Annotated in this window: 25 protein-coding genes; 5 read left to right on the forward strand and 20 right to left on the reverse strand. The window is 55.6% G+C overall.

All coding sequences use genetic code 11. From position 1 onward, the window contains the following. Positions 1–152: 152 nt before the first annotated feature. Positions 153–770, forward strand: coding sequence for a DUF2238 domain-containing protein (locus B5D23_RS00395; RefSeq protein WP_078683414.1), 618 nt, complete (start codon positions 153–155; stop codon positions 768–770). A gap of 53 nt (positions 771–823) precedes the next feature. Here B5D23_RS00395 and B5D23_RS00400 read toward each other — a convergent pair whose 3' ends face one another. Further along, positions 824–1,324: a hypothetical protein gene (locus B5D23_RS00400; RefSeq protein WP_078683415.1), complete on the reverse strand. Its 501-nt coding sequence runs from the start codon at positions 1,322–1,324 to the stop codon at positions 824–826. After that, complete coding sequence (locus tag B5D23_RS00405) at positions 1,321–2,280, reverse strand: ABC transporter ATP-binding protein (protein ID WP_078683877.1); 960 nt, start codon at positions 2,278–2,280, stop codon at positions 1,321–1,323. Before B5D23_RS00405 ends, B5D23_RS00400 begins: the two co-directional genes overlap by 4 nt. A 205-nt stretch (positions 2,281–2,485) precedes the next feature. Here B5D23_RS00405 and trmFO point away from each other — a divergent pair, with 205 nt between their 5' ends. Genes trmFO through B5D23_RS00420 form a run of 3 tightly spaced genes read left to right on the forward strand, consistent with a single transcriptional unit; the run spans position 2,486 to position 4,564 of the window. Beyond that, the gene (trmFO, locus tag B5D23_RS00410; protein WP_078683416.1) at positions 2,486–3,814 is read left to right on the forward strand and encodes a methylenetetrahydrofolate--tRNA-(uracil(54)-C(5))-methyltransferase (FADH(2)-oxidizing) TrmFO; all 1,329 of its coding nucleotides are present in this window, start codon (positions 2,486–2,488) and stop codon (positions 3,812–3,814) included. Between the two features lie 26 nt (positions 3,815–3,840). Continuing rightward, positions 3,841–4,314: an EVE domain-containing protein gene (locus B5D23_RS00415; RefSeq protein ID WP_078683417.1), complete on the forward strand. Its 474-nt coding sequence runs from the start codon at positions 3,841–3,843 to the stop codon at positions 4,312–4,314. Positions 4,315–4,345: 31 nt separating this feature from the next. Next, on the forward strand, positions 4,346–4,564 hold the full coding sequence (locus tag B5D23_RS00420; protein ID WP_078683418.1) for a SlyX family protein: 219 nt from the start codon (positions 4,346–4,348) through the stop codon (positions 4,562–4,564). On the opposite strand, the gene B5D23_RS00425 is transcribed toward B5D23_RS00420, so the two are convergent. Continuing rightward, positions 4,561–6,804: a DUF3536 domain-containing protein gene (locus tag B5D23_RS00425; protein ID WP_078683419.1), complete on the reverse strand. Its 2,244-nt coding sequence runs from the start codon at positions 6,802–6,804 to the stop codon at positions 4,561–4,563. The genes B5D23_RS00420 and B5D23_RS00425 overlap by 4 nt on opposite strands. Before the next feature lie 183 nt (positions 6,805–6,987). On the opposite strand from B5D23_RS00425, the gene B5D23_RS00430 reads away from it, so the two are divergent. Beyond that, positions 6,988–7,257, forward strand: a complete 270-nt coding sequence (locus tag B5D23_RS00430) for a hypothetical protein (RefSeq protein ID WP_078683420.1) — start codon at positions 6,988–6,990, stop codon at positions 7,255–7,257. Positions 7,258–7,350: 93 nt separating this feature from the next. Here the strand turns inward: B5D23_RS00430 and lon are convergent, their stop codons facing one another. The 17 genes from lon to B5D23_RS00515 form a co-directional block, all read right to left on the reverse strand. Continuing rightward, the gene (gene lon / locus B5D23_RS00435) at positions 7,351–9,780 is read right to left on the reverse strand and encodes an endopeptidase La (RefSeq protein WP_078683421.1); all 2,430 of its coding nucleotides are present in this window, start codon (positions 9,778–9,780) and stop codon (positions 7,351–7,353) included. Positions 9,781–10,002: 222 nt separating this feature from the next. Continuing rightward, positions 10,003–10,680 carry a JAB domain-containing protein gene (locus B5D23_RS00440; RefSeq protein WP_078683422.1) on the reverse strand — a complete coding sequence of 226 codons (678 nt, stop codon included), beginning with the start codon at positions 10,678–10,680 and terminating at the stop codon, positions 10,003–10,005. Positions 10,681–10,775: 95 nt separating this feature from the next. Continuing rightward, entirely contained in the window at positions 10,776–11,777 is a 1,002-nt protein-coding gene (gene holA / locus B5D23_RS00445) for a DNA polymerase III subunit delta (RefSeq protein ID WP_078683423.1), read from the reverse strand. Between the two features lie 86 nt (positions 11,778–11,863). Next, positions 11,864–12,367 carry an LPS assembly lipoprotein LptE gene (lptE, locus tag B5D23_RS00450; protein WP_078683424.1) on the reverse strand — a complete coding sequence of 168 codons (504 nt, stop codon included), beginning with the start codon at positions 12,365–12,367 and terminating at the stop codon, positions 11,864–11,866. After that, positions 12,368–14,857, reverse strand: coding sequence for a leucine--tRNA ligase (gene leuS, locus B5D23_RS00455; protein ID WP_078683425.1), 2,490 nt, complete (start codon positions 14,855–14,857; stop codon positions 12,368–12,370). 11 nt (positions 14,858–14,868) lie between these two features. Further along, on the reverse strand, positions 14,869–15,411 hold the full coding sequence (locus B5D23_RS00460) for a hypothetical protein (RefSeq protein WP_078683426.1): 543 nt from the start codon (positions 15,409–15,411) through the stop codon (positions 14,869–14,871). Next, positions 15,389–15,856, reverse strand: coding sequence for a transcription antitermination factor NusB (gene nusB / locus B5D23_RS00465; protein ID WP_078683427.1), 468 nt, complete (start codon positions 15,854–15,856; stop codon positions 15,389–15,391). The genes B5D23_RS00460 and nusB overlap by 23 nt, the downstream gene beginning before the upstream one ends. 3 nt (positions 15,857–15,859) lie before the next feature. Beyond that, positions 15,860–16,330: a 6,7-dimethyl-8-ribityllumazine synthase gene (gene ribH, locus B5D23_RS00470; protein WP_078683428.1), complete on the reverse strand. Its 471-nt coding sequence runs from the start codon at positions 16,328–16,330 to the stop codon at positions 15,860–15,862. A 42-nt stretch (positions 16,331–16,372) separates the two neighbouring features. Further along, positions 16,373–17,599 (reverse strand): bifunctional 3,4-dihydroxy-2-butanone-4-phosphate synthase/GTP cyclohydrolase II, encoded by a 1,227-nt coding sequence (locus tag B5D23_RS00475; RefSeq protein WP_078683429.1) that lies wholly within the window; start codon positions 17,597–17,599, stop codon positions 16,373–16,375. 84 nt (positions 17,600–17,683) lie between these two features. Beyond that, positions 17,684–18,349, reverse strand: a complete 666-nt coding sequence (locus B5D23_RS00480; protein ID WP_078683430.1) for a riboflavin synthase — start codon at positions 18,347–18,349, stop codon at positions 17,684–17,686. A 1-nt stretch (position 18,350) separates the two neighbouring features. After that, positions 18,351–19,493 (reverse strand): bifunctional diaminohydroxyphosphoribosylaminopyrimidine deaminase/5-amino-6-(5-phosphoribosylamino)uracil reductase RibD, encoded by a 1,143-nt coding sequence (ribD, locus tag B5D23_RS00485; RefSeq protein WP_348980878.1) that lies wholly within the window; start codon positions 19,491–19,493, stop codon positions 18,351–18,353. Further along, positions 19,465–19,923 carry a deoxycytidylate deaminase gene (locus B5D23_RS00490; RefSeq protein ID WP_078683432.1) on the reverse strand — a complete coding sequence of 153 codons (459 nt, stop codon included), beginning with the start codon at positions 19,921–19,923 and terminating at the stop codon, positions 19,465–19,467. The genes ribD and B5D23_RS00490 overlap by 29 nt, the downstream gene beginning before the upstream one ends. A gap of 131 nt (positions 19,924–20,054) precedes the next feature. Beyond that, a complete protein-coding gene (gene glyA, locus B5D23_RS00495; RefSeq protein ID WP_078683433.1) occupies positions 20,055–21,293 on the reverse strand; it encodes a serine hydroxymethyltransferase in 1,239 nt (412 codons plus the stop codon). A 75-nt stretch (positions 21,294–21,368) separates the two neighbouring features. Then, positions 21,369–22,613: a beta-ketoacyl-ACP synthase II gene (fabF, locus tag B5D23_RS00500; protein ID WP_078683434.1), complete on the reverse strand. Its 1,245-nt coding sequence runs from the start codon at positions 22,611–22,613 to the stop codon at positions 21,369–21,371. A 122-nt stretch (positions 22,614–22,735) separates the two neighbouring features. Then, positions 22,736–22,966, reverse strand: a complete 231-nt coding sequence (gene acpP / locus B5D23_RS00505) for an acyl carrier protein (protein WP_078683878.1) — start codon at positions 22,964–22,966, stop codon at positions 22,736–22,738. A gap of 88 nt (positions 22,967–23,054) precedes the next feature. Next, positions 23,055–23,798, reverse strand: coding sequence for a 3-oxoacyl-[acyl-carrier-protein] reductase (fabG, locus tag B5D23_RS00510; protein ID WP_078683435.1), 744 nt, complete (start codon positions 23,796–23,798; stop codon positions 23,055–23,057). A gap of 171 nt (positions 23,799–23,969) precedes the next feature. Next, a complete protein-coding gene (locus B5D23_RS00515) occupies positions 23,970–24,959 on the reverse strand; it encodes a beta-ketoacyl-ACP synthase III (RefSeq protein WP_078683436.1) in 990 nt (329 codons plus the stop codon).

The raw sequence follows: 24,959 nt of genomic DNA on the forward strand, positions 1-24,959 counted from the left end.
TGTCAAGACGAACCTCTGTCAAAGTTATTTTGATTATGCTGAGAACAGGGAAATTGCAAGTGAGATATTTTGTATTGCTATGCTAGTGAAAATCTCTGTATTTTCATAATACTACGTAAAAAGAATCTCGTACGGTAGAAAAGGAGCTTCTCATGCGACGAAAAAAACAGAGACTTCCAGGTTTTCTTGCGACAGTCTTTGTCCCATTCTGGGTGTACATGGCTATTAATCCATTTGCCCGTGATGTCTGGTGGGCAGAAAATATTCCTATAATGGCTGTTTTCCTGCTGCTTGTCCTGACGTACAGGTCATTTCGTTTTTCCAGTCTGGCCTATGCGTTTATGGCATTTTGGCTGTTCTGGCATACTATTGGCGGGCACTACACCTTTGCCAATGTTCCCTTTGATGCGTTTACGGACTTTTTTGGATTTGAACGCAATCACTTTGACCGTATTGGGCATTTTTCTGTGGGCTTTTATGCCTTCCCTATTGCTGAACTGCTTTTGCGAAAACGATGGTGTGGCCCTGTACTGGCCTGCTTCTTTGCGCTGTTTTCCATTATGTCCATTGCCGCAGGTTATGAAATTATAGAATGGATTTATGCGGTTTCGGATGGTGGTGAAGCGGGTGTCGAGTTCCTTGGAGCACAGGGAGACATCTGGGATGCGCAAAAAGATATGCTGGCAGACACATTGGGTGCTGTATTTTCTTTGGCCGTATTCTACGTGCTAGGACGTCACAGAGTGCATCGCTCAAGTCTTTTGGACTAGAGCCAGCACACAGCGAGAAAAGAAAGCCATGTCCGGGATGGGACGTGGCTTTTTTATTGGCGTCGAGGAACCGGAGGGAGTCCGGCACAGCGTTTGACGAGAGGAGCTGGGAGGCTTTGGAGCAGACCGGTGTGCAGGACACCCCAAAGTCCAATGCAGACTGCTTCGGCGGCATCATGCCGCAGGGAGCTTGGTGCCTTGGCTCCGGCCCAGCTGATGATGCTTCGTGCGAGTTGCCCTGCGGAGGCTTTGGCGTGTGATGCGTCTTTGCGTTCGCGAGGATGAAAAAAATGCTGGCGCCAGACTTCCGCGGCAATGACCGTGACGGAAAGCTCCCGGCGCAGGGCTTCCCGTTCCCAGATTTCGGCGAGCGGGCCACCGCCTTCGAGTATGCAGAAATCAAGCTCGGGACAGGAACGCAAAATGCCGGGGGCACCTTTTTTGAGGCGGGCTGCGCTTCCAAAATTGTGGGATCGGTACCAGACAAGACGGCCGTCAGCGCCATACAGGGCAAGGCCTGTGCGGACTCCAAGGTCGACCGCGAGCAGGCTCATGAGGCGTGCAGCCAGCAGCGGACTCTGCGTGAACCGTCGCGGACAAGTTCGGGAGCCTGCTCCCGGCATTTGTCCATGGCGTACGGGCAGCGGGGGTGGAACCGGCAGCCTGTGGGCAGGTCATAGAGGTTGGGCACCAGTCCGCTAATGGGGCGCAGGGTCTGGTCCTGATCGATGCGGGGGACTGAGCGCATAAGCCCTTTGGTGTAGGGATGGAGTGGCTCGTGGAAAATGTCTTCCACCGGGGATTCTTCGACGATGTGACCAGCGTACATGACAGCGACACGGGTGCAGGTCTGGGCCACGACGCCGAGGTCGTGAGTGATGTAGATGACAGATGCCTGTCGTTTGTGCTGGAGTTCCATCATCAGTTCCAGAATCTGGGCCTGAATGGTGACGTCGAGGGCTGTTGTGGGTTCGTCCGCAAGCACAAGCTCCGGGTCACAGGCGAGTGCCATTGCAATGACAACGCGCTGACGCATGCCGCCGCTCAGTTCATGAGGGTAGGCTGCGGCCCGGCGGCGGGCTTCGGGGATGCCAACGGCGTGGAGCATGTCCACGGCCATGTCTTTGGCGTCTTTTTGGGAGAGCTTGCGGTGCAGGCGAAGAGCTTCGGCAATCTGTTCGCCCACCTTAAAAACAGGATTGAGGCTGGTCATTGGCTCCTGAAAGATCATGCCGATGCGATTGCCGCGGATGCGCTGCATGTCTTTTTCGGGCAGGGTGAGGAGTTCGGTGTCCCCAAGCCTGATGGAACCAGAGACTATTTTTCCGGGAGGGGAGGGCACAAGGCGCATGATGGACAGGGCCAGCATGGTTTTTCCGCAGCCAGATTCGCCAACAATGGCCAGTGGTTCGCCTTTGTCCACGTGCAGGGAAACGCCATCAACCGCATGGGCCACGCCGTGCGAGGTAAAAAACTGGGTCTGGAGATCCGAAATGGTGAGCAGCTGCATGAAGGTATTTGCCTCTCGGGTGGAATTATGAAAAATAGCGTTCTCGCAAACATTGTGAAGCGGGCCGTCCTGTGTTGTCAATGCGCGGCACCTTGCCACTGCGGTTTCAGTGCGTATTTTTACATGAAACAGGGTCCGGCTGTGGTATACTCAGTGTCCCCGGTTGTGGGGAACCTATGTCTTTTTTCCAAGAATCGAGGTCAGAGTGACTCAGGCAAAAGTAGCTGTCATTGGCGGCGGCCTTGCAGGCTGTGAATGTGTATGGCGTCTGGCGCAGGCTGGCATTGCCACTGTGCTGTATGAAATGAAACCGGAAAAGTATTCTCCGGCACATGTGGAAGAGGGACTGGCCGAGCTGGTTTGTTCCAATTCGTTCCGCAGTGACGAACCCGTCACCGCCATTGGCATCCTGAAGCGCGAAATGCGCGACATGGGAAGTCTGGTGCTGGAAGCTGCTGACGCAACCTGCGTTCCCGCAGGCAAGGCGCTGGCCGTGGATCGCAAAAAGTTTTCTGCCTACGTGACGGACAAGGTGGAGTCGCATCCCCTGGTTACTGTTATTCGGCGCGAGATTCCGTCTCTGGATGATGCCGAGCTGGAGCAGTACGAGACGGTGGTTTTGGCCGCCGGACCGCTGGCAAGCGACAGTATGGCCGCGAGCCTTGCCGAGGTCGTGGGTGATGAGCGCCTGTATTTTTATGATGCCATTGCGCCGATTGTGACCGCAGACTCCGTCAATCTTGACGTGGCATTCTGGGGTTCACGCTGGCGTCCGGAAGACAGCGATTACCTCAACTGCCCCATGACTGAGGAAGAATACAACGCGTTTTATGATGCCTTGCTTGAGGCGGAGAAAGTCCAGCCTCGCGACTTTGAAAAAGAAGTGCATTTTGAAGGGTGTCTGCCCATTGAGGCAATGGCCGAGCGTGGTATCAAGACCCTGACCTTTGGGCCGCTCAAGCCTGTTGGCCTGCCCAATCCGCACAAGGACGGGGAGCAGGCTTTTGCTATTGTGCAGCTTCGGGCCGAAAATGCAGAAAAAACCAGCTTCAACATGGTTGGATTCCAGACCAAGCTGAAATACCCTGAGCAGAAACGGGTGTTCCGCATGATTCCGGGACTGGAAAATGCAGAATTTGAGCGCCTCGGCAGCATCCATCGCAATACCTATGTGAATGCACCGCACAGCCTGAGCGAGACCCTCCAGCTTAAGAATCGTCCCAGTGTCTATCTTGCCGGGCAGATTACGGGCGTTGAGGGCTATGTTGAATCCTCGGCCTGTGGGCTGTGGCTCGGTGCGCACCTTGCTGCCAAGCTGAACGGAAAAGAGATCGGCCTGCCGCCTCGCGAAAGTTGCCTTGGGGCGCTGCTTTCTCACCTGCGTACAGAAGTAAAGAATTTCCAGCCGTCTAACGTGCAGTTTGGCCTGATGCCCGCGCTAAATCAGCGTGCAGGCAAGAAAAAACGTAAGGAACTCTATGCTCAGCGTGCCCTGGATTCCTGGGCTGCGTGGAAGCAGGAGAACGATCTTTAGAATTTTCTGGGGCAAAGGAGGAGCAGATGGCTCGCAAGTACTGGCTGATGAAAACAGAACCCGGTGCCTTTTCCATCGATGATCTGGCGGCTTCCCCGAATCAGACCACGCCGTGGGACGGGGTGCGCAACTATCAGGCCCGAAACTTTATGCGTGATGAGATGCGCCTTGGAGACCGGGTGCTTTTTTATCACAGTGTGAAGTCGCCCGGCATTGTGGGCGAGGCCGAGGTGGTTCGGGAAAGCTATCCGGACTTTACCGCATGGGACCCGGAAGATAGCCACTTTGACCCACGAAGCACACCGGAAAAGCCGCTGTGGTTTATGGTCGACATCAGGCTGGTGCAGATTTTTTCTGCTCCGCTCCCCCTGAAATATTTACGAACTGTGTCTGGACTGGAGGGCATGGAGCTGTTGCGAAAAGGCTCCCGGCTGTCGGTCCAGCCGGTCCGTGAGGAAGAATACACCCGCATCCTTGAACTGGTCAGGGACATGGGGTGAACGTCCTCAGCGTGAACTCAAGGAGGATGTTATGGAACGCACTCTTGAAGAACGGATTATTCGGCTGGAAAGCGATACCGCGATGAATCTCAAGGTGATTGATGATCTCAACGACGTGATTGCTTCGCAGCAGAAACAGATTGACCGTATGGAACGGCAGCTTGAGCGAGTGACGCGCAAGCTCCTTGAAATAGATTACGACGAAGGCGGGAACATTCCTGATCCGCCTCCGCCGCACTATTCTTTCTAGTTTCCTAGGGCGTCTGGAGCAAAGCCCAGTGCCAGAGCCAGCTCTCGCAGCTCGGGCTTCTGGACGCCCAAATCCCAGACCCGGTTTCTGAGACGCCAGCAGTCTATTTCCGGGAAAAGCTCCCGCGCGCGCAAAAGAAGCCACAGCGCACCGTCAGCATCCGTCGGGGACAATTCCAAAAGTCCCAGCATTCCGCGCTCGACCTGATGCGAGAAACGCTGCTTTTCGTCCTCTCCCGGCCCAAGTCCGGCCACGATTTTCCCAATTTCCTGAGGAATCTGTTCCTGTCGGCAGTATTCCCACCCCAGCGCTGCCCATATCTGCGCCCAGAGATAGCGGAGATTTTCCTGTGTCTGGCCCTCTGTCATGGGCTGGAGCAGGGGCAAAAGCCTTCGCGCCTGTGTTGTCTCCTGCGCCCAGTGCTGAGCCGCGCTGATTTCTATTCCTTCCAGTGCCAGTGCCTGTTTTTGGCCCCAAGAAAGCTCTTGCAGAGTGCAGCTTTCCAGAATTTCGCCTGTTTCTGAGCAGAGTGAGCAGCGTCCAAAGTCTGGTGCTCCCGGCGCGTCCCATTGCCAGTTGAGCTGGTGCCGTTCACCAAAAAGCAGGGTGAGTTCTGCTCGTCCTTTTGCCTGCGAGCCGCTGTGCTCTGTGCAAGTGATTGCGGCTGTCAGAAGCGGCCAGTGGAGTTCTGTTCTGTTGCCGGGGGACGGCAGGCAGTTTTGCACATGGAGCCTGTACAGACTGAGGCACAGGCTCCGCATGGGGCTAATGCGGCGAGGTGTGATGAAACGGTCATAGAGCTGGCGGCCTGTTGCGGCCCGGCCGCTGTTTGGAATGGCAGGCTCCAGTTCGTGCAGGAACGCCTCTTTGAGGGCTTTTGCATCTGCTCCGGTGCACTCGGCCAGCTCAAGGGCGCGGGTGGCGTAGCTCATGGCGTTAAGCGGTTCTATGCGGTCAATGTCGTCAAAGAACCATGAGCAGCTCGCGAGCGAGGACAGGGACCAGAGCTGCATGGACAAAAGGCTCCATGCCTCGGTGCGTTCTGTTTCGCTGAGCTCGGTGCGGAGGTGGTGGTAGGCAAATTCGTCAGCATCTGCCGAGCAGAGCGCAACGGGTTCAAAGTCCTGCACGGCGTTGTCTGGATTCTGGAAGTAGCGCGGGGCGCTGCGTTCAAAGTGCTGGCGAATGCCCGTGCGCAGATTGTCCAGAGCGTGGCGCAGGGGTGTGCGCCATTTTTGGTTCCATGAGCTGTGCCCGCCTGTGTTGCAGCCACAGTCCGAGCGCCAGCGCTCAATGCCATGTGCGCAGCTCCATGAGCTGTTTTCGTGGATGCGGACCCGGTTCAGAGGCGGATGTGCTGCAAGGTATGCTGCGTAATTGGTGAGCTGAATATCGTGAGATTTTTCAGCCTGTCCCAGCACGTAGGCCAGCGCCATTTCTCCAAAGGTGAAGTGGTGACCATAGCTTTCTCCATCCGTGGCAATGGACAGCAGGCCCTGTGAGCTGGCACCACGCAGGCGTTGCCAGAAATTTTCGCCGTTGCGCAAAAGTTCTTCGAAGGCAATGGCCTGTGAGATGGGACCGTTATAGAAAAAGACTGAGATGTTTCGACCAGAGGGCAGATCCACCCGATAGGGCTGGGTGCAGTCGAGCTGCGCCTCGGTGACCGGGTGCCAGTCGTCTGCGTCGCGGGGGGAGACTGCGGCTGCCTGCCGGGGGGCGAGTATGGTGTAGGCAATGCCGTGCTCTGCAAGGACTTCAAGACTTGCGGTATCCACGGCGGTTTCCGGGAGCCACATTCCTTCTGGATGGCGCTTGAAGCGGTGTTCGAAGTCTTTGATGGCCCATGCTGTTTCGAGCTTTTTGTCTTCGTCGCTTGCCAGCGGCATGATAAGATGGTGGCAGACTTGAGCAAGAGCGTTGCCAAAGCCGAGGCGTTCCCGCGAGGCCGCGTCGGCACGAAGAATTTTGTGGTAGGTTTTGGGGATGTTGCTTTGCATCCATGAGAGAAGCGTGGGGCCAAAGTTGAAACTGATATGCTCGTAGCAGTTGCACAGGGTCATGACTTTGCCCTGTGCATCTAGGATGGATGCCCAGGCGAGTGGGGAATAGCACTCCCGGCCAATGCGCTGGTTCCAGTTGAGGAACGGAGCCGCGCTTCCCTCTGGCGGGAGGCTTCCAAGCCACGGATTTTCGCGTGGTGGCTGATAAAAGTGACCGTGTATGCAAAGTGAAGACATGAGGTCCCCCTGTAGGTGCGGCACAGCCGGGGCATGCGCCAGCGGGCTGAGGTCAAAACATGCGATATGCTTCTGAGCATAGCACAGTGGGTGGGGAAGGCCAGTGGCAGTCTATGGACAGAAGCCCGGCCAGTGAGTACATGGGCACGACAAACGACTTTTTGCGTTCTGGAGGATAGGACGATGGCACAGGATGAACGTGCAGAACTGGAAGCTCTTTCGCACGAAGAGCTGCTGGAGTGTTATGACGGTGCGCTTTTTGAGCATGTCACCGAAGGTGTAGAACTTCCCGAACTTGCGCAGATGTGCGTTGCTCTTGGCATCAAGGATTTCATTGATTCCTGCCTGAGCGAGCGGACAAAGGAAGAGTTGATTGAGCTGTTTCTTGATGGCGACCGGGCTGTTGTTGAAATGGTCGACCATGCCGCAAAAAAAGGTCTGCTCGAAGAGTAGCCTGACGACTGCGCAACGTTTTTTGAAAGCAGAAAAAAGACGGCCCGCTTCCAGCGATGGAAGCGGGCCGTCTGTTTTTTTATGAGGAACTGGCTAGTCAGCTTTTTTGGTGCAGACCTGAGGCCAGATCTCGTCAACCATTTCAACAGGGGTGACCTTGATCTTGCGGCGAAGCTCTGCGGGAACTTCGGCAAGGTCGCGGCGGTTCTGTTTGGGGATGAAGACATGGGTCATGCCGTGGGCAACCGCAGCAAGGATTTTTTCCTTGATGCCGCCAACAGGCAGGACTCGGCCACGCAGGGAGATTTCACCAGTCATGCACACGTCTGCGCGCACCGGAATATCGGTGAGGGCAGAAATCAGGGCGGTGACCAGCGTTACGCCAGCGGACGGGCCGTCTTTTGGTGTTGCTCCGGCCGGAACGTGGATGTGGATGTCATGCTTTTCCGTGAATTCCGGATCGATGCCAAAGACATCAGCATGGCTGCGGGCCAGAGAAAGAGCGGCCTGTGCAGATTCTTTCATCACGTCACCAAGCTTGCCTGTCAGGACAAGTTTTCCCTTGCCCTTCATGGTTGTGACCTCAATGTGAAGAACTTCGCCGCCAACCGGGGTCCATGCAAGACCAATGGCAACGCCTGCGGGCAGATTCTTTTCCATTTCCTCGTCAAGGAAGATTGCCGGGCCAAGATATTTTTCCAGACCAGCAGGGGTGACGCGGAAGGGACCTGATTTGCCTTCGGCCTTTTTGCGGGCCAGCTTGCGGCAAACGCTTCCGATTTCGCGTTCAACGTTACGCAGGCCAGCTTCACGCGTGTAGCCGCGGATAATGTCACGCAGTACCGTGTCGGAAAGCTGAACTTCCTGTGCTTCCAGACCGTTATCCTTGATCTGACGGGGCAGGAGATAGCGGTGGGCAATTTTGACCTTTTCCTGCTCGGTGTATCCGGGGATGCGGATGACTTCCATGCGGTCAAGCAGGGGAGCCGGAACCGAATCCAGCGAGTTTGCCGTGCAGATGAACATGATGCCAGACAGGTCAAAAGGCACGTTCATGTAGTGATCCGAGAAGCTGCTGTTCTGCTCTGGATCAAGAACCTCGAGCAGGGCAGAGGACGGGTCGCCCCGGAAATCTGCGCCGAGCTTGTCGATTTCGTCCATCATGAACACAGGGTTGCGGGTACCAACCTGCTTGAGTCCCTGAATGATGCGGCCGGGCATGGCGCCAATGTAAGTGCGGCGATGGCCTCGGATTTCTGCTTCATCGCGCATGCCACCAAGGGAAATGCGCAGAAACTTGCGGCCAAGGGCGCGGGCAATGGAACGACCAAGAGAGGTCTTGCCAACTCCGGGAGGGCCAACAAAGCAGAGAATCGGTCCTTTCATTTCAGGGTTCAGCTTGCGCACGGACAGGTATTCCAGAATACGTTCCTTGACCTTTTGCAGGTTGTAGTGGTCCGTATCCAGAATTTTCTGGGCTTCCTTGATGTCCAGACGGTCTTCGGAAAGCTCCTGCCACGGCAGGTCAGTGATCCAGTCCAGATAGGTCCGGATGACGGTTGCTTCGGAAGAGTCCGGGTGCATGCTGGTCAGGCGCTTGAGCTGCTTGTCAGCTTCTTTGCGCACGGCTTCTGGCGGATTGACCTTGTTCAGCGCTTCGCGGATTTCGTCCAGCTCTTCGCTTTCGTCGGCCATGTCACCAAGCTCGTGGCGGATCGCCTTGAGCTGTTCACGCAGGTAAAAATCTTTCTGAGCCTTGTCCATGCCTTCTTTGGCCTGAGACTGGATGCGAGCCTGCATAGAGGCAACTTCCACTTCTTTGGCAAGCTGGGCATTGGTGAGGTCCAGACGGTCAACCGGGTCGAGGGTCTCCAGAATGGCCTGGGCATCCGGTACGCGCAGGCGCAGGTTGGATGCAACCAGATCAGAGAGACGGCCCGGATTGCTGACGCTGTTCAGGACACCCATGATGTCTGGGGAGGACACACCGCGCAGGTTCATAATGCGCTCGGTCTGGTCCTTGGCGGCCCGAATCATGGCTTCAATGGTGGAGTTGGTTTCTTCGAGCTTTGGCTCAGGAAGAATTTCCACTTCGGCGCGCAGGTGCGGCTCTGTTTCCACAAAGCTTTTGACCCGGCCGCGGCTCATGCCCTGAACCAAAATTTTGAGGCGACCATCAGGCATCTTGAGCGTACGCATGATGGAGCAGACTGTGCCGTATTCGTACAGCTCGTCTGGCTTGGGATCTTCCACTTTTTCGTCACGCTGGGTCAGCATGAACAGGAAACGCTGTTTTTCCAGTGCGGACTGGACAGCGGAGATGGATTTCTCTCGACCCACGAAAAGTGGCAGGATCATGTAATTAAAAACGACGATATCCCGCACAGGCAAAACAGGCAGGACATCCGGGTACTGGATGGTGCTTCTTTTGTCATCGTCGTCAGGGGCAGTTCCAATGGCCCCGGCGGATGCGTCGTCCTCTTCGGCGAGAACGAGAATTGATTCGAGTATATCGTCCGTCATGTGCGCTCCCTCTGGAATGCTTGAGTATCGTTGTTCTGGACGCGGCCCGTGCACAGTCGCTGCTCTGTGTGTCGCCACGAAAAGCTGTTCATTAGTCATGAAAAAATCTCTCGGCCTGTGCCGAATGTCTTCTGCCGGGGACACGGGGGCTGCGTGGCTGTGTCGTGTGCCTGTACGCTGTCTCATGACCCTCCTCCTGTGCAAACGCCCAGGCTGGGCGGCTTAGAGTAGTCCGTGCGACTGAAAACTAAAAAAGGAGTTGCCGCTGACCACCAGATGGTCAAGGACTCGCATTCCCATGTCTCGCGCGGACCGGCAGACGCGTGCTGTCACTTCTTCATCCTGACGGGACGGGTGAGTATCTCCGCTTGGATGGTTGTGAACAAGGATGATGGAGCTTGCTCCATGTTCCAGCGCGCGTGAAAGGACTTCCCGGACATAAATAGGGGTCTGGTCAACAGTGCCCTGCGTGAGCCTGTCCCATGAGAGCAGGCCGTTTGCCTTGTCCAGGAGTGCAACCCAGCATTCTTCGCGGGTGCAGGTGCCAAGGCGGGCAATTGCCATTGAGGCAACCGCGTCCGGGGTGTTGAGCTGTGGGCGGGACCTGAGCGGAAGTTCGCTCATTCTGGCCCATGTTTCCTTCCAGAGACTCCAGAAGCTTTCCAGCTTTGGTCCAAAGCCTTTGATGCGTCGAAGATCGGAAGGATGCGCGGCAAAAACTCCGGGAAGAGAACCGAATTCGTCAAGCAGGGCTTTTGCCAGTGGTTTGGTATCCTGCCGAACAAGCACATAGCCCAGCAGCATCTCAAGGATTTCATAATCCGCAAGCTGCCGGGGGTCATGGGCAAGGCGTTCGCGAAGCCGTTTTCTGTGCCCCATATAATGCCGAGTATTAGTCATAATAGGTCTTCGGAACGGGGCGGGCAAGAGGGCCACCTGAAATTAAAGAGATTTGCGCAGAATTTCTTGCTGCTTCTTCCCGTTATGAAGAGGGGTTATCGCATTCTGGAAGGGTTTGCATCCCGAAAAACAGCATAGAGTCCCCCAATAAGGGCCTCGAATGCCTGCTCTGGACTTCGCTGGCCAGACTTGATGCCCAGTTCTGCTTCAAAGGCGAGATCCCAGACACTGGCGAGCCGGGATGGGCCGAGCTGTCGGGCGAGTGTCTGTTTTTTGCCGACCATGTTGCGAGGAACCCATGTGGACGGGGGTTCACCCATCGACATTTCCCACAGGATGCGGGCCTCTCGCTGGAGCAGGGCAAGAAAGGAAAATAAAATATTGTCGGAAGAACTGACAAGGCGGTTGTCAAAAACGCGCTTCCAGACTTTTTCTGGCGAGCGGCCAGAGAAGAGCATGGAGATGAACGAAAAAACATCCACGTCGGCCTCGGAAGAGATAATGCCAAGGTGTTCGTCCGTGATGCGTTCGCTGTCGCCTGCCGCGAGTGCGAGCTTGTCCAGTTCGTTTCGTGCTCCCACTGCATCCAGCGGCAAAAGCTGGGTCAGGGACTGGCGAACCGGAATCGGAATGTCTTTTCCGTTGCGGCGGGCATAGTCAGCAATAAAATTGGGGAGGGTGTTTCTGGTGAGTCCCGGTGAACTCCAGACCCAGCCTTTTTTTTCTGCCACAGCCCAGTATTTTTGCTTGGTGAGCGTTTTGGGTGTCTTGGGATTTCCTTTTTTATCCAGCCCGCCCTCAAGGCAAAAAATTGGCCATATCTGGCTGTTGAAACTGGCAAGCGTGGAGCTTAGCTTGTTCCAGCTGTCCACGAGAAAGGCGTTGGCGCGGCGGATGACGACAAGGCGGGAGGTCCCCATGAGGTCAGGAATGCTCATGTCCTGCCAAAAGGCACCGGGAAGGTCGCCTTCATCAGCCCAGTAGACGCGGCGCACCCATGTTGTGTCTGCACCGTGTTCCTGAACAAGGTCCTCGATTCGCAGGCGGAGAAGTTCTGCATCTGGGCAGAGAAGAAAAGAAAATCCGGGACGGGACATGCGGCTCCCCCGTTGTGGTGAGCTAAAAAACTGCGCCGACCCGCCAGAGTGCGGACCGGCGCAGTGTGGTTGCGTGGTTGTGGTGACTAGTACGCTTCAAAGAGGCGGTCAGCAAGTCGCCGCAGGGCCAGGTCGACCACCCGGCGCTCAGCAGCGTCGCGGGCAGTGGTAAAGGTCTGGCTTGCAGAAACATTGCCGGAGCTCCAGAGCGTCTCGCCAGTTTCTCTGCTAACGATTTTTGCAGTCAGGTTGATGTCTGCCGAAGATTTCACTGTGACATCATCGGAGTCTTTCAGTGAAGAGTTTGACGTAAACGAGGTCACGTCAATGTACATGTCGGCGGTGGCGTCTTTGACAGAAGCCCATTCAATGATCTGCCTTTTGGTGAATTCATCACGCACGCGGGAACGCACAAGGCTTTCCAGCCACGGTTTCAGGGTGGGGTTTTCCACACTACGGATGCAGAGTTTTCTGTGTGCAGAGTCAAGGACGATGTCGTCGCCACTTGCCTGACCAGAAAAATGGTATCCACATCCTGTCAGAACCAGAGCCAGCAGAGTTGCCAAAAGAGTCGTCAGCAGATGTCGCATTTAGCCTACCACGATGTTGACCAGTTTTCCGGGTACAACGATGACCTTGCGGACAGTTTTGCCCTCGATGTGAGCGGCGACGTTGGACTCGGCCAAAGCGGCCTTTTCGATGTCTTCGCGTGCAGCGTTTGCAGCGACGTTCAGACGGCCGCGGAGCTTGCCATTGACCTGAACAACGACGGTTATTTCGTCGCGGACCAGGGCTTTTTCGTCATACTTGGGCCAGAACCGGGCTGCCAGATGGTCGGCGTGACCAAGCTGCTGCCAGAGTTCTTCGCAGACGTGCGGTGCAACCGGAGACAGAACGGTCAGGGCCGTGCTCAGGGTAGAGGCCAGCACATAGCGGCCGTCTTCGGTTTTCATCAGCTCGTCTTTCTGATGGTAGATGTCGTTCACCAGCTCCATCACGGCTGCAATGGCGGTGTTGAACTGGAAGGCACGGCGAATGTCTTCGGTGACCTTCTTGACGGTTTCGTGCTCTTTGCGGCGCATGTCCTTGGCAGCGGAGGAGAGGCTCATGCCCTCAACAGATGCGCAAGGCTCAACAGCGTCAAGCTTTCCACCGAGATCGTTCACGACACGCCAGATACGCTTGATGAAACGGGCGGAGCCTTCAATGCCCTTGTCGTTCCACTCAAGGTCTTTTTCCGGCGGAGCAGCAAAGAGGCAGAACAGGCGGACTGTGTCTGCACCGTATTTGCCGATCATCTCGTCAGGGTCAACAACGTTGCCCTTGGATTTAGACATCTTGGAACCATCCATGAGCACCATACCCTGAGTGAGCAGGTTTTCAAATGGTTCGTCGAGTTCAATAATATTTTCATCGCGCAGGGCCTTGATGAAGAAACGGGCGTAGAGCAGATGCAGGATAGCGTGCTCAATGCCACCGATGTACTGGTCGACGGGCAGCCAGTATTTTACGGCTTCGGGATCAAGAGCCTGTGTGTCGTCCTTGGCGCAGGTGTAGCGCAGGAAGTACCAGGAGGATTCCATGAAGGTGTCCATGGTGTCGGTTTCGCGATGGGCTTTGCCACCACAGACCGGGCAGGTCACTTCGTAGAATTCCGGGGTGTGCGGCAGCGGGCTGCGGCCGTCAGGCAGAACCTGTGCATCGTCAGGAAGCTGCACGGGCAGATTCTCGGTCGGAACCGGAACAATGCCGCACTTGTCGCAGTGAATCATCGGGATGGGAGCACCCCAGAAACGCTGGCGGGAAATGTTCCAGTCGCGCAGGCGGTAGTTCACGGTCTTGCGGCCGCGACCCGTCTCGGCGAGATAGTCGGTAATGGCTTCCTGTGCAGGTTTGTTTTCCATGCCGTCAAACTGGGCGGAGTTCACCAGCACGCCCGGAGCAGTGTAGGCTTCGGTCATGTTTGCCGGATCAAGAGCCTCGTCCTTGGGCTGGATGACAACCTTGAGGGGCAGGTCATACTTTTGGGCGAACTCAAAGTCGCGCTGGTCATGAGCCGGAACAGCCATGACAGCACCAGTGCCGTAGCCCATGAGAACGAAGTTTGCCACAAAGATGGGCAGACGGTCGCCGTTCACAGGGTTGATGCAGTATGCGCCAGTAAAGGCACCCTTCTTTTCGAGGCTGTCAGAGCTGCGGTCGAACTGGTCCATTTCGGTGGTCTCTTTCACAAAAGCGCGGACAGCTTCAGCCTGTTCCTTGCCTTCGATGAGTTTTTCAACCATCGGGTGTTCCGCAGCGATGCTCATGAAAGAGCAGCCGTACAGGGTGTCGGGACGGGTGGTAAAGACAGTGAGCTTTTCGTCCAGACCTTCGAGTTCAAAGTCCAGCTCGGAACCGTAGCTGCGGCCAATCCAGTTGCGCTGCATGGTGCGCACGCGCTCAGGCCAGCCCGGGAGCTTGTCGAGGAACTCAAGCAGTTCGTCTGCGTATTCTGTAATGCGCAGGAACCACTGGGACAGCTCTTTCTGCTCAACCTTGGAATCACAGCGCCAGCACAGGCCGTCTTCAACCTGTTCGTTTGCCAGCACGGTGTTGCACTTCGGGCACCAGTTGACGGGTGCCTTTTTGCGATAAATCAGGCCCTTGTTGTAGAGCTTGATGAAAAATTCCTGTTCCCACTTGTAATACTTGGGATGGCAGGTCGCCAGCTCGGCATCCCAGTCGTAGGAGTAGCCCAGCCGCTTGAGCTGTGCGCGCATGGTGGCGATGTTCTCGTAGGTCCACTTTGCAGGCTGGGTGTTGTTTTTCAGTGCAGCATTTTCTGCCGGCAGTCCAAAGGCATCCCAGCCCATTGGATGGAGAACGTTTTTGCCCTGCATACGCTCGTAGCGGGCCAGAACGTCACCAATGGAGTAGTTCCGGACGTGGCCCATATGCAGGCGGCCGGAGGGGTAGGGGAGCATTTCGAGGCAGTAGTACTTTTCACGGCTGTGGTCGACTTCGGCCTTGAAATATTTGTTCTCTTCCCAGATCTCCTGCCATTTTTTCTCTATGCTGTCGGGAGTATACTCAGACATTGAATTTCCTTTTAGAATCTTTCGCGAATGCGGTTCCACAGTATCGCGGCGCGTTCTTTTGTTGATGCGTTTTGCCAGCGCTCACGTTCCTGCTTCACCTGCAGGTCAATATCAAATGCGCTTTGAAACGTCACATGGGAATAGGCTTTTTGCCATTCCCGGACGCAGGCGTAGACGTCTTCGCGCATGCTGTCGCCTACTTCGATGTAGACCACGGCGTCTGCGGTGTAGCTGGGCCAAAAGCCCCGCCCCCATGCGGAGAGGGATTCCGTTACGGAAGCACTGCATGTCTCTTTGATGCTTTCCGTGCACAAAATCCACGACGTCCAGTTGAGCCGAAACACTGTTTCGGCCAGAGGTTCCGCCCAGTTGCCAGAGGCAATGAGTGAGGCAGGGACATCCCATCTCAGTTCGCTTTGCCGCTTTCTGCGGTGTGTCCACGTACTGAGAGTAGAAGAACCCTGCCCATGCGTAATCGCCGCGCGCCTGAGACAGACACGCGGCGTTATGAGCGGAAGTTGCCTTGCGTCTTTAACGAACCCTAAGCTGACCATTTTCAATTGCTTTGGCAACAGCATCCAGAATGCCGTTAACAAAGTTTTTGGAATTGTCGTCTCCAAAACGCTTTGCGAGTTCGATTGCTTCGTTGATGGCGACCTTTAAGGGGACGTCATTCACGTACAGCATTTCGAAAAGGGCAAGGCGCAGGATAGTCAGCTCGATGCGTGCAATTCGCGATAGCTTCCAGTGCTGGGAGTACTCGTCAATTTTCTTGTCGATGTCGGCGTTATGTTCCCAGACACCAGAGACGAGTTCCCAAGCAAACTCCTTTCGCTCCGAAGCGTTACGCTCTGCGGCTTCTTCGGAGGGGGCCGGAGCAAGGCGGAACATCTTTTCGAGGTCCCGTTTGCTGTCAACTTCATTGAAGTTCAGGGAATAGAGAACTTCAAATGCACGGCGGCGTCCGCCCCGGCGGCTTCCTTTTTTCTGTTCAGTCATTGACTAGATCTGCTCCATGACACGGACCATTTCCAGAGTAGCACTAGCGGCTTCAACGCCCTTGTTGCCACCCTTGGAACCAGCACGTTCAATGGCCTGTTCGAGTGTGTCAGTTGTCAGTATGCCGAAACCAACGGGAACGTCAGTATCCAGAGATGCCTGAGCAATGCCCTTGGCGCATTCAGCACACACATAATCAAAGTGCGGGGTAGCACCGCGAATCACGGCACCCACGCAAATGACGCCGTCGTACTTGCCGGAACGGGCAAGCTTGCGGGCGACCAGAGGCATTTCGTATGCTCCGGGAATTTTGACGATGACGAGGTCGTCCTTTTCTGCACCGTTACGGGACAGATAATCAACAGCGCCGCCAACGAGCCGGTCAACAATAAAGTCATTGAAACGGCTGGCAACGATAGCAAACTTCAGGCCTTTTGCCTCAAGCTGTCCCTCAATGGTTTTCACATGGTACATGGTAGGTCTCCTTTCTGGGATATTGGGCGGACTGTCAGGCCGTTATTCCTCGTCGTCCAGATGGAGCATATGCCCCATTTTTTCTTTCTTGGTCTCAAGGTAGTGGAAGTTCCATTCGCAGGACTTCATTTCGATGGGCACACGGTCCACAACTTCCAGACCATAGCCTTCGAGGCCGATGATCTTTTTGGGGTTGTTGGTCATGAGCCGCATCTTGGTCACACCAAGGCTCACCAGAATCTGTGCGCCGACACCATAGTCGCGCAGGTCGGCCTTAAAGCCAAGCTTCTGGTTGGCTTCGACAGTGTCGAGGCCCTTGTCCTGAAGTGCGTATGCCTTGATTTTGTTGCACAGGCCGATTCCGCGGCCTTCCTGACGCATGTAAAGAAGGACGCCCTTGCCTTCGTCTTCGATCATCTTCATGGCCGCCTGAAGCTGGCCACCACAATCGCAGCGAAGAGAGCCAAGGGTATCACCGGTCAGGCACTCGGAGTGCACACGGACCAGCACTTCATCTCCGGGCTGGATGTCGCCCTTCACAAGCGCGAGGTGCTCTTTTTTATCAATGTCGGAGTAGAAAGCAACAGCTCTGAACATGCCGCCAAAGCAGGTGGGCAGGTCAGCCTCTGCAACGCGGTCCACAGCGAGCTTGCCGAACTTCATGCGGTACTCGATGAGGTCGCGGATGGTGGCGATTTTCAGGTTGTGCTCTTTGGCAAATTCAATGAGGTCTGGCATGCGGGCCATGTTGCCGTCGTCACGCATGACTTCGCAGATGACAGCTGCGGGCTTGAGGCCTGCGAGCTTGGCGAGGTCGACGCTTCCTTCGGTCTGGCCAGCGCGGGCCAGAACTCCACCGGGATTGGCGCGCAGGGGGAAGATGTGGCCGGGAGTCACGATGTCGTGAGGGGTCACGTCGTCCTTGATGGCGGTCAGGATGGTGGTGGAGCGGTCAAAAGCGGAAATGCCAGTGCTGACGCCTTCGCGTGCCTCGATGGACACGGTGAAGGGGGTGCCAAAACCGGATTCGTTTTTGTTGGTCATCATGGGCAGCTGGAGGCGGTCAACCATCTGCTCTGCCATTGGCAGACAAATGAGACCACGGCCGTATTTTGCCATGAAGTTGATGACTTCGGGGGTTGCAAATTCTGCGGCGATAGTCAGATCGCCTTCGTTTTCACGGTCCTCGTCATCAACGAGAATAATCATTTTGCCCTGTTGAATTTCTTCGATGGCTTCTTCAGCCGTACAAATGGGGCTATTGCTCATGACTTTCTACCTCTTTCAAATATATCGCTGGATTGTCCGCTGTGCCCGCCTCTGCGTGCAGGCGCACAGGCGGTGTGAGCAGATCTAAAATCCGTTCAGGCGAAGGAATGCTTCGGTAATACCAGCGTCTTCCGTTGTGGAAGATGGGGTTTCTCCATTCCAGGGCGCGACCATACGACGCACGTATTTTCCAATCAAGTCGGTTTCCATGTTGACACCATACCCAGGTGCCCACTGGCTGATGGTCGTGGTTCGCTGCGTTTCTGGAATGATATTCACTTCTAGCCAGTCGGGTCCGCAGTCATTGACGGTCAGACTAATGCCATCAAGACCAACAGAACCTTTTTCTATGACGTACTGCCCCTGCGCTGTGGGGAATTTGAGTCGATATATGCGGGACTGTCCAGCGGGAGCGATAGACTCGACGTGAGCAAGGCAGTCGATGTGTCCGCTGACGATGTGTCCACCAAGCCTGTCACCAAGGGCAAGCGCACGCTCCAGATTGACAATGGACCCGGTGCGCAGGGCACCAATATTGGTCCGGGAGAGTGTTTCGCCAGAGGCGTAGGCGGTAAACCAGGCGTCACCAAACGTTTCTACGGAAAGGCAGACACCGTTGATGGCGATACTTTCGCCAAGCTCGATGTTCTGGAAGCTTCCAGCGGGAATGCCAATGTTAAGACGCGTCTCGTTTCCTCGCGGATTGAGCGCGCGTACGGTTCCCGTGGTCTGCACGAGTCCGGTGAACATTTTAGCCAGCCTCCCGTCGGTAAATTATGAGTGTGTCGTCGCCGCTTGGCCGGGACTCGGAAGTCCTGAGCTGGATGGCTTCATCCATAGTCAGCGGAGAGCGACCGGAAAAAAGATCGCGGGCTTCTGTGTCGCCCAAAATCTTGGGTGCAACAAAAAGCCGGAATTCGTCAATAAGACCAGATTCGAGGAAATTCAAGGCCAAAACGCCCCCTCCCTCGCATAAAACCCGGTAAGCTCCGCATTCTTCACGCAATTGTTCTAAACCAGCTGCAAGGTCAATTCCCTTGCCCTGCGGGGAAAAACCCCAGACTCGGCATCCGAGTTCGCGCAGTGCTTTTGCCTGCGAGCTGGAAGCGGCAGCAACCGTTGTCCAAAAAATAGTGGAGGACGCGCGGCGGCGCAAAAGCTGAATGTCGGATTCGGAGTTGGGCAGGCGGCGGGTGACGACAACAGCCAGGGGCTGTTCAAAGTCCTCAGGAAGGCCTTCGAGACGGGCGTCCAGGCTTGGATTGTCTGCCCGGAGCGTTCCTGCACCAATGAGCACGGCATCAACGCCTGCGCGGAGCCTGTGCACGGCCTTGCGGGACTCTTCGCAGCTAATCCACTGGGAATGTCCTGTGCGGGTGGCAATTTTGCCATCAATGGTGCTGGCGAGTTTCAGGATGACATAGGGGCTGCTGGTCTTGTTCCAGATGCGGAAATCCGCAATCAGGGATTCACAGGCTTTTTTTGCAATGCCTGTGTGCACTGTGACGCCGTTTTCGCGCAGGAATTCAGCGCCGCCCTGGGCAACCGGGTTTGGGTCCAGAGCGCCGATGTACAGTTCCTTGACGCCAGCCTTGAGCACTGCTTTGGAGCAGGGCGGAGTTTTGCCCGTGTGGTTACACGGCTCAAGTGTGACGAACATGGTGCAGTCCGCTGGATTGACGCCTTGTGCTTCTGCATCACGCAGGCATTCGATCTCTGCATGTGGGCCGCCATAGGCTTTGTGCCATCCTTCGGCAACGATGGCGCCATCCTGCACAAGCAGGGCGCCAACGCTGGGATTGGGAGCTGTGTGGCGACGGCCTTTTTTAGCCAGTTCCACAGCGTGGAGCATCAGCTCCGTGGCATTAACGAGGCGTGTATTCGAGTCGGACAAGACGTACCCCCGCTTCTTTGCACATGTTTTCAGAGAGTTCGTCGGGGTAGCCCTCAGCGAAATAAATATTTTTGATCCCACAGTTGATGAGCATCTTTGCGCAGATGAGGCAGGGCTGGGTCGTGCAGTAGATGTCGGCTTCGGCAATGCTGATGCCGTGCACGGCAGCCTGAATGATGACATTCTGCTCGGCGTGGAGGCCGCGGCAGATTTCGTGTCGCTGGCCAGATGGCACATTGAGCTGTTCGCGCAGGCAGCCCACTTCGAGGCAGTGGGAGAGGTTGGCAGGGGCACCGTTGTACCCAGTGGCAAGGATACGCTTGTCCCGCACCGCAATAGCCCCGACTTTGCGCCGGGTGCAGGTGGAACGTTCAGCAACCATGTAGGTTATGCCCATGAAGTAATCGGGCCAGGGGAGTCTGTTTTCCATAAGCGTATCCCTTTGCGGCTGGCAGGCCGCGGAGTCGAATTTCAAATGAGGCTAGCGCCCGCAGTGCCCGAAGGCAAAAAAAACGGGCGGGAGGCACTGTTCTCCTCCCGCCCGGTTTGTGATCGTGTTGTTTACCAGGCGTACAGAGGGAACTGACGGGCGAATGCTTCTACGTCACGTCGAATTTCGCCGAGGCGGGTCTCATTGTCAATATTCTTGAGGGTATCAACAATCCAGCCGCCTACTTTCTGCATATCTGCTTCGGTCATGCCACGGGTGGTCAGGGCCGGAGTACCAAGACGAATGCCCGAAGTCACAAAGGGAGAGCGGGTATCGAAAGGTACGGTGTTTTTGTTGCAGGTGATGCCTGCCGTGTCGAGAGCAAGCTCTGCATCTTTACCAGTAATATCTTTATCCGTCAGGTCAAGGAGCACGAGGTGATTATCCGTGCCGCCGGACACGAGGGAGTAGCCTGCGTCGGTCAGTGTCTGCGCCAGAGTCTTGCAGTTTGCAAGGGTCTGCTTCTGGTACTTTTTGAAGCCGGGCTTCAGGGCTTCGCCAAAGGCAACGGCCTTGGATGCAATGACGTGCATCAGCGGGCCGCCCTGAATGCCGGGGAAAATCTGGGAGTTCAGGGTTTTGCCGAACTCTTCGCTGGACAGAATCATGCCGCCACGGGGGCCGCGCAGGGTTTTGTGCGTGGTTGTGGTGGTGACGTGAGCATACCCAATCGGGGAGGGATGCAGGCCAGCAGCAATGGGACCGGCGATGTGTGCCATGTCGACCATGAGCTTGGCGCCAACTTCATCGGCAATGGCGCGGAAGCGGGCAAAGTCGATGATGCGGGGGTAGGCGCTGGCACCGGCAATGATCAGCTTGGGCTGATTCTTGCGGGCAATTTCTGCAACTTCGTCGTAATCAATGGTGCCGGTGTCTTTGCTGACACCGTAGGACACGACGTTGAAAAGTTTGCCAGAGAAGCTGACCGGGCTTCCGTGGGTCAGGTGACCGCCGTGAGACAGGTCCATGCCCATGATGGTGTCGCCGGGTTTCAGGAAACCAAAGTACACAGCCATGTTGGCCTGAGAACCAGAATGGGGCTGGACGTTAACGTATTCAGCTCCAAAAAGGTCTTTTGCTCGGTCACGTGCGAGGTCTTCGCACATGTCGACGTATTCGCAGCCACCGTAGTAGCGCTTTCCGGGGTAGCCCTCGGCGTACTTGTGCGTCAGCACGCTGCCCATAGCCTGACGGACAGCAGGAGAAGTAAAGTTTTCGGATGCAATAAGCTCAAGCTTGCTGATCTGCCGATCGATTTCGAGATCAATTGCTTTGGCAATCTCTCGATCCTGAAGGAAAAGTTCTTCCATGGTCGACCCCTTTTGTGCGGTGATTGGAGAGAGAAAAATCAGGCATCCGGCTTTGGGACCGGATGCCCGAGAGAACTAGTCGACGAAGCGCTTAAACAGCAGGGTACCGTTGGTACCGCCAAAGCCAAAGGAGTTGGACATTGCGTACTCGCACTGGCGCTCAACAGAGCCGTTTGCGGTGTAATCAAGGTCGCACTCTTCGCCGGGGTTATCCAGATTGATGGTTCCAGGAACCACGCCCTTGTGCAGGGCCATCACGGAGAACACACCTTCAACGCCGCCAGCGGCGCCAAGCAGGTGACCGGTCATGGATTTGGTGCTGCAAATAGAAATATCCTTGGCTCGCTCCCCAAAGACATTCTTGATTGCGCGGGATTCGCAGAGGTCGTTCAGATACGTGGAGGTACCGTGAGCGTTGATGTGATCAACAACGTCAGGGGTGACACCAGCATCATCCAGCGCATTCTGCATGGACAGCGACATGCCAGAACCATCATCGATGGGAGAGGTCATGTGATGTGCATCGTCAGAAGCGCCGAAGCCAACGATTTCTGCGTAGATTTTTGCGCCACGTGCCTTTGCGTGCTCATATTCTTCGATGAGCAGCAGGCCGCAGCCTTCACCCATGATGAAGCCGTCGCGGTCCTTGTCAAAGGGACGGGATGCCTTTTCTGGCTCATCATTTCTGGTGCTCAGGGCGTGCATGGAGCAGAAGCCACCAAAGCCCAGTGGGGTGATTGTCGATTCGGAACCACCGCAAACCATGACGTCTGCACGGCCAAGAAGGATCTCGGAGAATGCATAGCCAATGGCGTGAGTGCCAGAGGCACACGCGGAAGTGGTGGTCAGGTTCGGACCTTTGGCGCCAATGTTAATGGCGGCCATGCCCGGAGCCATGTTCGAGATGACAATCGGGATAAAGAACGGAGACACCTTGCGGGGTCCGCCCTTCATCAGTTTTTCGTGTGTTGTCTCGATGGTGTGAAGACCGCCGAGGCCAACGCCGATGTTGATGCCGACACGGTGTGCTTCCTCTTCAGGAATACTGTAGTCTGCATCGTCCATCAGCATCTTGGTTGCCGCCACGGCAAACTGGGTAAAACGCTCCATGCGTCGTACCTGCTTGGGTGGGATGAACGCTTTGGGATCAAAATCCTTGACCTCGCCGCCAATCTGGGTGGCAAACTCGGAGGCGTCGAACTGGGTGACGGTAGCGATACCGGAAACACCCTTAACGAGATTGTCCCAGCTGGAATCAAGGTCCTTGCCGAGAGGTGTGATGGCCGAGAGGCCTGTAACTACAACCCTTTTTCTGTTCATTGCTCCTCGCCTTTTCTGGTCGGGGACACGCTTGCGCGTCTGGGGTTTTGAAATGCCAAAGCGCCCTGGGCCGTTAGTGGCTCAAGACGCTTCGGGACAATATGGGAAAAGTAGGAAAAAACCTACTTATTTTTAGCAACGTAGTCGATGGCGTCCTGCACCTTGATGAGCTTCTGGGCTTCGTCATCGTCGATCTCGCAGCCGAACTCTTCTTCCATAGCCATGATGAGTTCGGTGAGGTCCAGGGAGTCAGCGCCGAGATCTTCAACAAAGGATGCTTCGTTCTTCACTTCGTCTTCGGAAACGCCGAGCTGCTCGACAATGATCTCTTTTACTTTTGCTTCAACGGACATAATGTGCCCTCCAGTGTCTTTTTTTTGCTCTCGGGGAGCAGTGTTTTCGTGATGGTAAGCGTAGCAGGTTTTGCCTGTCTGCGCCAAACTACATGTACATGCCGCCAGTCACAGACAGCACCTGCCCCGTAACGTACGCGGCATCCTTGGACACGAGGAACGAAACCGCTCCAGCGATGTCTTCGGGGAGGCCGGGTCGCTTTAGGGGAATTTGGGACGTAAAGGCTTCCAGAACTTTTTCCGGAAGGTCTTTGGTCATGTCGGTGGTGATGAAACCAGGGGCAACAGCGTTTACTGTAATGCCACGGCTTGCAAGCTCAAGAGCTGCGGTTTTGGTCACACCAATAAGACCAGACTTTGACGCAACGTAGTTTGCCTGTCCGGCATTGCCGGACTGACCCACCACGGAGGCCATGTTCACGATACGTCCTGAGCGCTGGCGAACCATAATTTTGGCAGCCTCGCGCAGGCAGGTAAAGGCGCCAGTCAGGTTGACCTCAAGCACGCGGTCCCAGTCCTCGTCCTTCATGCGGATGAGCAGACCGTCGCGGGTGAGGCCAGCGTTATTCACCAGTGCTGCAAGCTCAACCTTGCCTTTCACATGTTCTTTGAAGAATGCAGCCACGGCGTCGCGGTCAGAGCTATCGAGACGGAAGCAGCTGGCGCTACCGCCGTTTTCTTCGATTTCTTTTACCACAGCCTCAGCTTCTTCTGGGCGGCTGACATAGGTCAGATAGACCTGGAAACCGTCCTGCGCAAGGCGCAGTGCGCACGCTTTGCCAATGCCGCGTGAGCCACCAGTGACCAGGGCTGTTTTTACGAGATCGCTCATAATGTCATTCTTCCTTATGTTTCAGACAGGGAATTGAACCTGAATTTTGTAGCCGAATTCTTACGGGACTTCAACTTTCGTCGCAAGTTCCAATCACGTGCAAAGTCAGTCGCTTAGCGAAGACGTTGCGCACGCATGTTTTTAGACGGTCTAAAACGACGCGAGATTGGACTAAAAGCGCAGCAGGTAAGCGGCCCATGTGAAGCCACCACCAAAAGTGGTCAGAAGGACGGTCTGGCCGGGTTTGAAATCCCCAGACTCGACGCCTTCACCAAGCGCTATGGCTATGCTTGCGGCAGAGGTGTTGCCGAAGCGGTCCACGTTGACAAAAACTTTTTCTGTGGGAACCTGAAGTTTTTTGCCGACAGCTTCAATAATGCGGCTGTTGGCCTGGTGCGGAACCAGCCAGTCAATGTCGTCCACGGTCAGGTCATTCTGGGCCAGAATCCGCTTGCAAACATCAACCATGCTGCGAACTGCTACCTTGAAAACTTCGCGACCCGTCATGTGCAGAAAATGCTCTTCACTGATGACGTCGCCAAGACGATAGGGGATTTTGGAGCCGCCTGCAGGCATGACCAGAAGGTCGCCGTGCTGGCCGTCAGCCTCAACAATGGAATCAACAAGCTCGATTCCGTCGTCTCCCTTTTCGCCACTCACAACAGCTGCTCCCGCTCCGTCACCAAAAAGAACACAGGTTGTCCTGTCTTCCCAGTTGATGCGGCTGGTCATGACCTCTGCGGCGCTGACCAGAACTTTGGACTGGGGATGCAGTGCGATCATGCCTCGGGCTGTTTCCAGCGCGTACAGAAAACCAGAGCACGCTGCGTTCATGTCCACGGACATACACTGTGCAGCATCAATCTTGTGCTGGAGTCGGGTCGAGGCGCTTGGGCAGGCTTCGTCAGGAGTGCAGGTTGCGCAGAAAATGTGCGTCAGCTCTTTGGCACTGATCCCCGCGGCATCAAGCGCTTTGCGCGATGCTCCTGCAGCAAGATCAGACGTCGCTTCGCCTTCTGCGGCAACATGTCTCTGCCGAATTCCAGTACGGGTAGAGATCCACTCGTCGGACGTCTCAACAATCTTTTCCAGATCGGTGTTGGTTACGATTTTCTCTGGAACGTGATAGCCGAGACCGCGGATATATGCTTTCGTAGTCAT

Origin of the sequence: Desulfobaculum bizertense DSM 18034 (genome assembly GCF_900167065.1) — a bacterium.
Classification (GTDB): Bacteria; Desulfobacterota; Desulfovibrionia; order Desulfovibrionales; family Desulfovibrionaceae; genus Desulfobaculum; species Desulfobaculum bizertense.